The organism is Flagellimonas cixiensis (assembly GCF_042134615.1).
GTDB classification, from domain to species: domain Bacteria; phylum Bacteroidota; class Bacteroidia; order Flavobacteriales; family Flavobacteriaceae; genus Flagellimonas; species Flagellimonas cixiensis.
Map to the genome: position 1 here is coordinate 1320829 of NZ_CP169639.1, position 12335 is coordinate 1333163.

General features: G+C 38.7%; 12 protein-coding genes and 1 tRNA gene. 6 read left to right on the top strand and 7 right to left on the bottom strand.

Annotated elements, in window-relative coordinates:
- Positions 1-139 precede the first annotated feature (139 nt).
- Positions 140-213: transfer RNA gene (locus tag ABT310_RS05860), tRNA-Ala, on the bottom strand.
- A 56-nt stretch (positions 214-269) separates the two neighbouring features.
- Entirely contained in the window at positions 270-1067 is a 798-nt protein-coding gene (locus ABT310_RS05865; protein ID WP_375325814.1) for a universal stress protein, read from the bottom strand.
- Between the two features lie 53 nt (positions 1068-1120).
- Here ABT310_RS05865 and ABT310_RS05870 point away from each other — a divergent pair, with 53 nt between their 5' ends.
- From ABT310_RS05870 to ABT310_RS05890, 5 genes are all read left to right on the top strand, one after another.
- Positions 1121-1621 carry a GNAT family N-acetyltransferase gene (locus ABT310_RS05870; RefSeq protein WP_375325815.1) on the top strand — a complete coding sequence of 167 codons (501 nt, stop codon included), beginning with the start codon at positions 1121-1123 and terminating at the stop codon, positions 1619-1621.
- A gap of 12 nt (positions 1622-1633) precedes the next feature.
- Positions 1634-2968 carry an MATE family efflux transporter gene (locus ABT310_RS05875; RefSeq protein ID WP_375325816.1) on the top strand — a complete coding sequence of 445 codons (1335 nt, stop codon included), beginning with the start codon at positions 1634-1636 and terminating at the stop codon, positions 2966-2968.
- Positions 2969-3001: 33 nt separating this feature from the next.
- Positions 3002-3769, top strand: a complete 768-nt coding sequence (locus ABT310_RS05880; protein WP_375325817.1) for an enoyl-CoA hydratase/isomerase family protein — start codon at positions 3002-3004, stop codon at positions 3767-3769.
- Between the two features lie 236 nt (positions 3770-4005).
- Positions 4006-5718 (top strand): reverse transcriptase domain-containing protein, encoded by a 1713-nt coding sequence (locus ABT310_RS05885; protein WP_375325818.1) that lies wholly within the window; start codon positions 4006-4008, stop codon positions 5716-5718.
- Between the two features lie 85 nt (positions 5719-5803).
- A complete protein-coding gene (locus ABT310_RS05890; RefSeq protein WP_375325819.1) occupies positions 5804-6577 on the top strand; it encodes a UDP-2,3-diacylglucosamine diphosphatase in 774 nt (257 codons plus the stop codon).
- 98 nt (positions 6578-6675) lie between these two features.
- On the opposite strand, the gene ABT310_RS05895 is transcribed toward ABT310_RS05890, so the two are convergent.
- The 4 genes from ABT310_RS05895 to ABT310_RS05910 all read right to left on the bottom strand — a co-directional run bounded on the left by ABT310_RS05895 (position 6676) and on the right by ABT310_RS05910 (position 10540).
- Positions 6676-7935, bottom strand: coding sequence for an MFS transporter (locus ABT310_RS05895; RefSeq protein WP_375325820.1), 1260 nt, complete (start codon positions 7933-7935; stop codon positions 6676-6678).
- 6 nt (positions 7936-7941) lie between these two features.
- Positions 7942-9630 carry a single-stranded-DNA-specific exonuclease RecJ gene (recJ, locus tag ABT310_RS05900; RefSeq protein ID WP_375325821.1) on the bottom strand — a complete coding sequence of 563 codons (1689 nt, stop codon included), beginning with the start codon at positions 9628-9630 and terminating at the stop codon, positions 7942-7944.
- Between the two features lie 36 nt (positions 9631-9666).
- Positions 9667-10020 (bottom strand): four helix bundle protein, encoded by a 354-nt coding sequence (locus ABT310_RS05905; protein ID WP_375325822.1) that lies wholly within the window; start codon positions 10018-10020, stop codon positions 9667-9669.
- Between the two features lie 97 nt (positions 10021-10117).
- Entirely contained in the window at positions 10118-10540 is a 423-nt protein-coding gene (locus ABT310_RS05910) for an OsmC family protein (protein WP_375325823.1), read from the bottom strand.
- 54 nt (positions 10541-10594) lie between these two features.
- Here ABT310_RS05910 and ABT310_RS05915 point away from each other — a divergent pair, with 54 nt between their 5' ends.
- A complete protein-coding gene (locus tag ABT310_RS05915) occupies positions 10595-11197 on the top strand; it encodes a carboxymuconolactone decarboxylase family protein (protein ID WP_375325824.1) in 603 nt (200 codons plus the stop codon).
- On the opposite strand, the gene ABT310_RS05920 is transcribed toward ABT310_RS05915, so the two are convergent.
- Positions 11198-12328 (bottom strand): DUF819 family protein, encoded by a 1131-nt coding sequence (locus tag ABT310_RS05920; RefSeq protein WP_375325825.1) that lies wholly within the window; start codon positions 12326-12328, stop codon positions 11198-11200.
- Positions 12329-12335: the final 7 nt, after the last annotated feature.

Below are 12335 nucleotides of genomic sequence, written 5' to 3' on the forward strand. Positions count from 1 at the left end.
TAACACGTTGTTCCGAAAAATCCAGTTTTGCAAATGCAAGGACTATGACTTAGGGTCCTGGGCATTTAAAACAAAAAAGCCGCTCAAATAAATTTGGCGGCTTTTATTAGTTTTAAACGCAATTCCTTGCGCTTGATCGTGGAGAATACCGGATTCGAACCGGTGACCTCTTGCCTGCCAGGCAAGCGCTCTAGCCAACTGAGCTAATCCCCCAAAGCGTGCGCAAAGGAAATACTTTTTTCTGAAAGTATCAAAAATAGTGCGCTTGCTTAGTCTTTTTTAACGCTAAGTACCAAAACAGGAATTGGCACAAAGAACTCCGATTTTGGAATCGTGTTCGTCTCCCATAGTTTTTTAAAGAACCCCCGCTTTCTACGAAACACACACAACATATCTGGGTGCTCTTTTTGGAAAAACTCCGTAACCCCCAAATAAGTAGTGGCATTCTCAGTGATGGACAATTGGGTACTCAAGTCCATTAAGGCCGTATTTATCTTTAGATCATCTTGGGTATAGCCAGGTCTTTTTACCAACAAAAGACTCACCTCAGCCCTAAATTTATTTTTGATCATAATCAAAGGGGTCAGTATACTGTCTCTTTTTAAAATACCCGAACCAAATGCCGTCAATATCTTTTTCGCAGGCTTAAACTCAGTTCCCTTAGGCACAATCAAGGTCGGAATATCAGTTTGTTTGATGATTCTACCCGAAGTGTTCCCCAAGTACAATTCCTCTTGAATATCGTTACTTTTTGGAGCAATAATGATCAAATCAATACCCAACTCTTTGTTGATTTGCTTTAACCCATCAACAATATCGCCGTTATAGGTAGCCATTTTTACATCAACACCTTTGGTGTCTACCTGTTCCAAAACTTCTTTTAAATGTTCTTTAGCGCTTTTGGCCACTTTTTCCTCCACATTGGCCAAAGTCCCAACGGCAGTTGCCACGGAAAATACGTCCATCATGTAGACATGTGCCCCAAATTGAGCGGCAAAATCTATAGCATATTGAAGCGTTTTAGAAGAATCAGGCGATGTCCCAATGGGTACAAGTATGTTATTCATGGTTTGGTGATTACGTTTAAACCTTAAATTTACAATTAAATTGAAATCAATCAATGATAAGACCGGCAAAGATATCTGAATTGGAACATATCTTGACCATAACCAAGGCCTGCGCCCAAAAAATGCAGTCAAACGGTATTTTTCAGTGGAATGAGCACTATCCATCCAAAAGTGCATTTTTAAAAGATGTGGAACGAGAAGAGCTTTATGTAATCACTGAAAACGATACTGTTTTAGGTACGATTGTGATATCAACCTTAATGGATGAGGAATACAAACCCATCGAATGGCTCACCCCAAACGGTAACAGCACTTACATTCACCGCCTTAGTGTTCACCCAGATCATCAAGGCAAAGGTTTGGCGCAACAACTGATGGATTTTGCCGAAGATTACTCTAAAAAACAAGGTTTAGTTTCGGTACGGTTGGACACTTTTTCCCAAAACCATAGAAACCAACGATTTTACGAACAGCGGGGCTATCAAAAATTGGGAGATATCTTCTTTCCCAAACAAAGTGAACATCCCTTTCATTGTTATGAATTAGTGCTGTAACTTGCGGCCGATTTGAGTACACCTGTTAATTTTAAAAGTATTACCCGACTGGCCATTCCTGCAACCATTTCAGGAATTGCAGAACCAATTCTCTCTATTACCGATACCGCTATTGTCGGAAATATTCCTGTTGATGGATTGGAGTCCTTGGCCGCAGCGGGCATTGTAGGGTCGTTTTTATCCATGTTGATTTGGGTCCTAGGACAAACCCGAAGCTCCATTTCGGCCATTATTTCCCAATACCTTGGTGCGGGCAAATTGGACGAAGTAAAAAACCTTCCGGCACAGGCCATTTTCTTCAATATTCTACTCAGTATTTTCGTTTTGCTGACCACCATTTTTATTATTGAAGAAATTTTTTCACTGTTCAATGCCTCAGGAAAAATACTGGAGTATTGCATTTCCTATTACTCCATTCGTGTTTGGGGATTTCCGTTGACGCTCTTCACTTTTGCCGTTTTTGGAATTTTCCGTGGACTTCAAAATACTTTTTATCCCATGGTCATTGCCATGCTCGGAGCGGGCTTGAACATTGTGTTGGATTTCGTTTTTGTTTATGGTATTGATGGCATTTTACCCGCCATGTACCTTGAAGGTGCAGCTTGGGCCAGTTTAATTTCTCAAGCCATCATGGCCACAATTGCTTTGGTTTTACTGTTGAAAAAGACAGAAATCAGTATGAAATTGGTTTTTCCCCTCAATAAGGAAATGAAAAATATCATTTTTATGAGCCTCAATCTCTTCGTTCGCACCATTGCCTTGAACGCCGCATTGATGTTAGCTGTTCGGGAAGCCACCACCTTGGGTGATGAATTTATCGGGGCACACACCATCGCCATCAATCTTTGGTTGTTCTCCGCATTTTTTATTGATGGATTCGCTGCGGCGGGCAATAGTATGGGAGGAAAACTTTTGGGCGCCAAGGACTACTCTGGGCTTTGGATGCTCTCAAAAAAAATACTGCTTTACGGCATGGTCGTGAGTGTTGTTTTAATGAGCTTCGGATTCCTGTTTTACCAACCTATTGGCCGACTTTTTTCCAACGAAAGTATCGTACTCTCCACTTTTTATAGCATCTTTTTCATAGTGATTCTTGGATTGCCCATGAATACCTTAGCTTTTATTTTTGATGGATTATTTAAAGGAATGGGAGAGATGAAATACCTAAGAAATGTGCTTTTGGCAGCTACCTTTTTAGGCTTTATCCCCACCCTTTATCTTGGAAAGTTTTTAGGGTGGGGATTCTATGCCATTTGGATCGCTTTTGTAGTTTGGATGATGATTCGAGGCTTCGCCTTGGTTTGGAAATTTAGACAAAAGTTCCACCCCTTGGTTCAAAACCATTAATTTAGCACCCACTGACATCTGAAAATCGATGTAATGACAACAGATAGAACCAACGGAAGTTTATATACCAAAATCGAAAACAGCATTGCGACTGTTGAGTTTGGGCATCCTGCCAGCAACTCTTTTGTATCGGAACTATTGGCTCGACTTGCCAAGGAGTTTGACCTGTTGTCTCAGAATGATGAAGTTTCTATCATCGTTTTAAAATCTGAAGGTGATAGGGCTTTTTGTGCGGGTGCTTCTTTTGATGAATTGGTTGCCATTTCCAATTTAGAGGAAGGCAAACAGTTTTTCAGCGGATTTGCACATGTGATTAATGCCATGCGTAAATGTCCGAAACCCATAATCGGAAGAATCCAGGGTAAAACCGTTGGTGGCGGTGTCGGATTGGCCTCGGCCTGCGATTATGTGTATGCTACCGTTGAGGCTGCCATCAAACTTTCTGAGATTTCAATTGGAATAGGACCTTTTGTAATCGCCCCTGCCGTGGAACGCAAAATGGGTAAATCTGCCTTGGCAGAGTTGACCTTATATCCCACTGAGTGGAAAAATGCCTATTGGGCCAAAGAAAAAGGATTGTATGCCAAAGTCTACGATTCCATTTCTGAAATGGACAAAGAATTGGATATTCACCTCCAAAAATTGGCCACTTATAACCCAGATGCCCTATCTAAAATGAAAAAAGTATTGTGGGAAGGGACCGAACATTGGGATACCCTTTTGTTGGAACGTGCCGAAGCTTCAGGCAAACTTGCACTTTCACCCAATACAAAACACGCATTGGAAAAATTTAAAAAGTAGTAAAACACTCTCATTATTTTTATATTGTAGAAGTTTTCTAGGCGTACATAACATTATTGATTTTATGTGCGATCCTGCCATAGTTTCGGAGTGGTATACTTAATTGCAAAAACTACTTCTCCTTTTATATCTATAACTGTTAATTGTCATTAGAAAAAAATGCTTTAAAAGTTATAATAACATTTAATTATTCTTAGCAATCCAGCTAAAGTAGAATTGTTATGTGCGTCTAGTTTATGAAAAAAAACTTCACCGATTTAAATACCAAAAAAGATTTAGCAGAATTTCTTGATATTACCATTAAACAGCTAGACTATAATGCTTATAACGAGGTTAAAAAGTATAATAAATTTCACGTACCAAAGAAAAATGGAAGAAAAAGGGAGATATATGCTCCTATTCCATCTTTAAAAACAATCCAAAAAAAACTTTCAAAAGAACTTTCTAAACTATATATACCTAAAAAGCATGTCCATAGTTACACAGAAAAGAAGGGTATTCGAACTAATGCTAAAATACATATAAATCAACGTTTTGTATTTAATATAGATCTTGAGAACTTCTTCCCTGCTATAAATTTTGGTAGAGTTTCTGGAGTTTTCAAAGCACCACCATTCAATTTTAACGATGAAGTGGCATATCTATTGGCTCAACTTTGTTGTCATGAAAACTCCTTGCCTCAAGGAAGTCCATGCTCACCAATCATATCAAACTTAATATGTAGATCTCTTGACAATGATTTAAAAAGTCTTGCAAAAAATAATAAATGTTTTTACTCCCGCTATGCTGATGATATAACGTTCTCCACAAACCTTAGAAAGTTTCCCAAATCACTATGCAAAATCATCAATGATGAAATTCAAATTGGAGAAAAGTTAGTCGAAATCATTTATAAAAATGGATTTAATATAAATCCAAATAAATCGTCCCTTAGAAGACCTTACGAACATCAATATGTGACTGGTTTAACAGTAAATAAAAAAGTAAATGTTAATCGTAAATTTTTAAAACAAGTTAGGGCAATGCTTCATGCTTGGGAAATCTATGGTCTAAGCAAGGCGGCACAAGAGCATTTTGATAAATATTCAGTTCGTCATAAGAATAAAAAAGATGATTCACTTTTTATCAAAATAATTAAAGGAAAACTTCTTTTTATTGCTGATATTAGAGGAAAGAACGACCCTGTATTTAAAAAGTTACTTGCCAAATTCAAGGTTTTAGCTCCGAAAGATCCATTAAAAAATTATCTAAGTTACCAAGGAGATAAAATTTTAGTTTATTCTGAGGGAAACACTGATTGGATGCATTTAAAGCATGCTCTAGAATCTTTCAACGTTATAGATAATTATCTTCAAGTCAATTCCGCCATTAAAATTTATGAATATGATGAAAGCCTTACCATAGGCGATAAAAAGCTAATGGAAATACTAAGAGGTTATCTTCTATCTGATAATACACGTCCGATTATTGGGGTTTTTGACTCTGATAACCCTCAAACTCTTGGCGAATTTAACCCTACAAGAAATAGGAAATATTTAAACTTTGATAATCGAGTTTTTACATTTTATTTACCTCAACCATTTCACAGAAAAACGGATAAAAATTGCATAGAACATTATTACAAAAATCATGACTTATGTATCAAAGATGAATATGGAAGAAGAATTTTTTTAAGTAATGAATTCAATGATCAAAGTGGAGAACATGTAGAAATGGAAAATGTCAGGTGTGACTTTGGGCAAAAAAAATTAAGAATGAACGATGGTATAATCGATTCAAAAGTATATGATTTGGAAGAAAGAAGCTTAGCATTATCAAAAAAGGACTTTGCACGTAACATATTATCCAAACATGACAATTTTAAAAAAGTCAATATTGATAGCTTTAGGCTTATATTTGACAGAATTCAAGAAATAATTAAAGACATAGAATCTATTAACAATGACTAATTTAATGTTCCCCATTTTGGCCCTTTTTGTAGTTGTAGTCTACGTGGTCAATAGGATTAGAAGTAATCGACGCTATAAAAGATAAATGAAGGATATTACCCTTGCCAAAGGCAAAAAAGTCTATTTCGCCAGCGACAATCATCTTGGCGCCCCCACTTCAAAGGATAGTTTACCCCGTGAAAAAAAGTTTGTGGCTTGGTTGGATTCCATTAAGCACGACGCTGCTGCGATTTTTTTGATGGGTGACCTTTTTGACTTTTGGTTTGAGTACAAAACAGTGATTCCAAAGGGGTTTACCAGAACCTTAGGCAAATTGGCCGAGCTTTCGGACATGGGTATTCAAATCACCTATTTTGTGGGCAACCACGATCTCTGGATGAACGGGTATTTTGAAGAAGAGCTAAACATCCCTGTTTATCACGACCCACAACAATTCAAGATCAACAATACTTCCTTTTTTATTGGACATGGTGATGGATTAGGCCCCCATGACAAGGGTTTCAAACGGATGAAAAAAGTGTTTACCAACCCTCTTGCCAAATGGTTGTTCAAATGGTTGCATCCAGACCTTGGGGTCCGCTTGGGACAACATCTATCCGTGAACAATAAAATTATTTCAGGGGAAGCTGATGCTAAATTTTTAGGCGAGGACAAAGAGTGGTTGATTCTATATGCCAAACGCAAATTGGAAACCCAACATTACGACCATTTTATTTTTGGTCACCGTCATTTACCGATGAAAATCAAATTGAATGAAAAATCGACCTACACCAATTTAGGCGATTGGATTTCCTATTTTACCTACGCTGTTTTTGATGGAGAAAAATTGAGTTTGCGTGAGTTTAAAACAATAAAATGATGGTTTTTGATATAATTTAAAATGTCAGAAATTTTAAGAGAAACATTGTCACTAAGTGATTGATTTCCTTAACATCAAAAACATGTTGAGCTTAAAACTTAATCCTCCTTTTCATGTTCGTCGATATCCTTTTGAAGATCTAGCTTTCTAAAGGTTGGAGAAATTACTGCTGTGGCACCAGCCGTAAGTAATGTCATGCAACCACCAAATACAACGGCGGTCACAGTTCCCAATAATTTAGCGGCCAATCCGCTTTCAAATGCACCTAATTCGTTGGAAGATCCTACAAACATCGAATTTACTGATGCGACCCTGCCACGCATATTATCAGGTGTTTTTAATTGCAAAATGGTCTGACGAATGATCATCGAAACTCCATCCACGGCACCACTCAAGAACAAGGCAATCACCGATAACCAGAAAAGTTCTGAAAGTCCAAATACGATGATACAAACACCAAAAGCGAAAACGGCCAAAAGCAATTTTTTACCCGCATTTTTATGCAATGGAAAACGAGTGGACCCCAACATGGTAATGGATGCACCCACCGCAGGAGCGGCTCTAAGAATTCCGAAACCCTCAGAACCCACATGTAAAATATCTTGGGCGTAAACAGGTAAAAGTGCTACGGCTCCTCCAAACAATACCGCAATCATGTCCAAAGTCAAAGCACCAAAAATAGCTTTGTTACCAAAAACAAATTTGAGTCCATCCTTTAAACTTTGAAAAACAGGTTCTCCAATTTTTGGGTTAAGAATGGGTTTTTTAGGAATCTGAAACAAGAACAAAAGCGCCATCAATGAGAAACCAAAAATGAGACACATGCTCCAATGAACCCCTATCCAACTAATGGAAAATCCAGCCAAGGCTGGACCTAAAACCGAGGCCAATTGCCAAGTGGAACTGCTCCAAGTTGCGGCATTGGGATATATCTTTTTAGGAACGATCAACGCAATCAGCGAAAAAATGGTGGGTCCCAAAAAAGAGCGTACAAATCCACCCAGAAACACCAAGGCATAAATGGAGTACAAAATGGTTTTGGGCGCCCATGAATCTTCAAGACCGGGCCAACTCAATAAAAACAGACCCAAACTAATCACTGAAAACCCAGCAATACAGGTCACCAAAAGATTTCTTTTTTCCCGTTGGTCTACGATATGTCCAGCAAAGAGGGCCATACTTATAGCAGGAATTACCTCCATCAACCCAATAATGCCCAAGGAAAGTGGGTCTTTGGTCAAGGAATACACCTGCCATTCAATCACAATAAATTGCATGGACCATGCAAATACCATGGCAAAGCGTACCAATAAAAATATGTTGAATTCCTTGTATCGGAGTGCAGCGTAGGGGTCCATAAAATGCTAGCGAATATCTCTGAGTTTAAGTTGCAGGCTCACCGTTCCGTTCCATTCATTTTCGTCCAACGAAAATACGGCATCGAAAGGTTTTATTCGCTTTACTACATCCAATTTATTTCCTAAATTAAATCCAATAGCGCCAATTGGAGTAGTGCCATTTTTATACACACTTGCTTTTAAATGTTTCTCGCCCTCACCCACTCCTCTGGCATAGCCTGAATCTTTTAACCCTTCTGCCATAAAAACTGGAGTCATGTTTCCCGGGCCAAAAGGGGCAAATTGTTTTAATATGCGCATAAATTTTGGCGTGATCTGCTGCATTTCAATTTGGGCATCGATGCTGATTTCGGGTTGCAATAATTTCGGGTCGATGGTTTCTGAAACCACTTTCTCAAATTGATTTTTGAAACCCTCAAATTGTTCTTCCAATAAAGTAAGCCCTGCTGCATACATATGTCCTCCAAATTGTTCTATATGGTCGGAACAACCTTCCAAAGCATTGTAAATATCAAATCCTTTTACGGATCGAGCTGAAGCAGCCAATTTATCTCCACTTTTAGTGAATACCAATGTAGGTCGGTAATAGGTTTCGGTAAGTCTTGAGGCAACAATTCCAATTACACCCTTATGCCATTCTTCGTTATAAACTACTGATGTAAATCTTTGTTCCTCATCATTTTCTTGGATTTGAAGCAATGCTTCTTCCGTAATTTCTTGATCTAGGCTTCTTCGCTCCGTATTGAATGCTTCAATTTCATGTGCAAACTTTTGCGCCGTTGTTAAATCGCTTTCGGTGAGTAATGCAACGGCATGCTGCCCATGTTTCATTCGTCCTGCAGCATTAATTCGGGGAGCAATGATGAAAACCACATCGGTTATGGTCAACTCGTTCCTTTTGGTTTGATCAATAATGGCCTTTATTCCCATTCTTGGGTTGGCATTGATCACTTTCAATCCGTAATTGGCCAACACCCTATTTTCTCCTGTGATGGGAACAATGTCGGCGGCAATGGCCGTAGCGACCAAATCCAAATAGGGGAACAAGTCCTCCACCAACAGGCCTTGTTTTGCCGCTAACGCTTGAATCAATTTGAAACCAACGCCACAGCCACACAATTCTTTATAGGGATAATTGCAATCCTCTTGTTTTGGGTCTAAAATGGCAATAGCATCTGGCACTTTATCCCCTGGGCGGTGGTGATCGCAAATAATAAAATCTATCCCTTTTTCCTTTGCGTATTCAACTTTGTCGATGGCTTTAATACCACAGTCCAGTGCAATAATAAGAGAGAAGCCGTTGTCCTCGGCAAAATCTATCCCCTGATAGGAAACTCCATAACCTTCTTCATAACGATCGGGGATATAGGTGGCCACATTGGGATAGGTTTCCAAAAGAAATGAGGACATTAACGCCACAGCTGTAGTGCCATCCACATCATAATCCCCAAAAATCAAAATATTTTCATGATTGGCGATTGCTGTTTCAATCCGTTGCACAGCTTTGTCCATGTCCTTCATCAGGAATGGGTCGTGCAAATGGCTTAACTCAGGTCGAAAAAATGCTTTGGCTTCTTCGTAATTGGTAATTCCACGTTGAATCAACAATTGCGCAACCAATTCATCAACACCCAATACTTTGCATAGTTGATCTATGGATTCTTGTGTAGGTTTTGGTTTAATGGTCCAGCGCATTTCTTTGAATATCAAGTTCAATGTAAAAGTTCAAGGTTAATTGTTTTTATTTCTGACAATGGTTGAAATAATTTTAATCAATTGTTCAATTTCATCCAAAAGTTCATCTTTGGCTGTTTTTGAACCGTAATTAATTTTAGATAAGATTTTAAGGTTAACTCGTGATTCCTTTAATTCCTTTAAAGTTAAGGACGCTTTATGAAGATAATCCTTGTTTGTTAAAGTGCCTTGCGCCTCTCCAAAATTTAAAGCAGCACTGCCAGCAGAACGCAACAATTGATTTCCGTAGTATTGTCCAGTAAAATCACTTGGCAGGTCCTTGCAAAACATTGCAATTTTGGATGCCATCCCAACAAATCTTTCCTCTAGATCGAATTTTTTATGAGTCATTATTAAGACTTGATCTTGAGGTTGATCTTATCAATAAATTTAACTAACTATTCTGATTTTGAACTTGATCTTTTTCCTGTACTTAATGGTTCTTTAGTTACTTTTTATGATAAAAAATTTGAATATCCAACTTAGCAAACTTTCGGAACATTTCCATAACACCACAATATTTTTCCACAGATAGATCCACTGCTTTTTTAAGCTTGTCTTCCTTAAGATTTGCACCATAAAAATGATATTGAATCACCACTGAATCGTAATATTTTGGGTGTTCCTCTGTAAGATTGGCTATGGTATCTATCTTAAAATCATCCACTTCCAACTTCATCTTTTTTATTAATGAAGCCACATCCAAACCGGAACAACCTGCCAAGCCAGAAAGCATCAACGCTTTAGGACGAAGTCCATCTCCTTCGCCTCCATCATCTGGACCTGCATCAATAGTTAAAGTCTTTCCCGATGGGTTACTACTTTCGAATTTCATCCCACCCAACCAAGTAGTCGTGATATGATTTGTCATGACGTTTAATTTTTGTTTCTTGTAGAGTCAAAAATACGATTTAAAATCTCAACCATGGCCTTAGTTTCCCCTCTTAACCCAGAGCACGATCAAGAAACCAAAGAACTTTCTGAGTTCTTTAATGAGACTTTGGGATTTTGTCCCAATTCGGTGCTGACCATGCAGCATAGACCTGCAATTTCTAAGGCTTTTATCAATCTTAACAAAGCTGTTATGGCCAATGAGGGGCGCGTAACTTCTGCCTTAAAACGAATGGTAGCATGGGTGAGCAGTAATGCCACCGGTTGCCGTTATTGTCAAGCACATGCGATTAGGGCCGCGGAACGTTATGGGGCCGAACAGGAACAATTGGACAATATCTGGGAATACCGAACCCACCCTGCCTTTTCGGAAGCTGAGAGAGCGGCCTTGGATTTTTCCATTGCTGCTTCACAAGTGCCCAACACTGTTAATGCTGAATTGAAAAAACGCTTACACCAATATTGGAATGATGGTGAGATTGTGGAGATTCTAGGCGTAATTTCTTTGTTTGGCTACCTCAACCGCTGGAACGACAGCATGGGCACCACTATTGAAGACGGAGCTGTTGAAAGTGCCAATAAATATTTAGGGGAAATCGGTTGGGAAAAAGGGAAACACGACGGTTCTCGTTATTGATCACAACATCAACCCCTCCAATAAATAAATCGTCAACATACCCCAAAAAGTCCCTGTGGCCATGCTCAAAATGGCCAAAATAATGGCGTGGGGCATCCAACTACTGCGATAGGCAGCGGTTACTGCAGGTGCTGTGGCAATTCCGCCCACATTGGCCATACTGGCTATGGGAACCCAAGCCATGTTCACATTCATAAGTTTGGCGACTAGCAGCATAAATACAAAATGTCCTACCAGCCAAATCAATAGAAAACCAAAAAAGGCCATATCAAATCCAAACATGTCAAACCTTAGTTTAAGTCCTAGAATAGACATGACTACTAGAATTAAAATACTGCCCAATTTTAAAGTGAATCGAAAGTTCCATTTGGGAATAAAATTCCCCAATGCCAATCCCAAGAAAGACAATGCCACTACTTTTGCCACAAAAGCATTCAATAAAAAATCAATGGCAAAAACCGCAATAAGCAACACAGCCAAGCTCCACCAAGGTGAAATCAACTTTCCGCTTTCAGTGTTGATACGTTCTGGAATTTCTTGATCTGAAATCCTAAAGGATTTATTTAAGGTATTACTCTTTTTAATGGTTTGAAACATAAGAATCGTCCATACATTGACCAAAATATTGTCCATAATCAATACAGAAAGAAAAATATTCTCTGGGCAATTGACGAGTTCTTTCAACACCAATTGACTGGTGCTACCACCAATCCAACTGCCAACAATGGGCGGAACCCCTTTCCAAAAACCATTTGTAGCTAGTGTTGTTGCCACCAAATCGGTTTCATCAAAAAGAACCATAAATAAGATCGGAAAAAGTGAAATAAAAAATGACCCTGCCAAAAAAACCACAATGGGTTTGTACCCTATCGATTTAAGTTGATGGAGTGAAAGGCTCGCCATTACCGCCACAATCGTTAATGGGATAAAAAAATCGCGGCTTAATCCATGAATGTCGGATTGGGAAAAATCGAACCCCAAAACATAACTTATTACGGCTGGAATGATATAGGAAAGTAAAATGGCGGGCACCCAATCAAACAGTGATTTGACCCATTTGTGTTCCCAACGGTCCAAAAAATAAACACAGACCACCGTGAAACAAGTTATACCCCAAGGTATCCATTCCATTATTTAT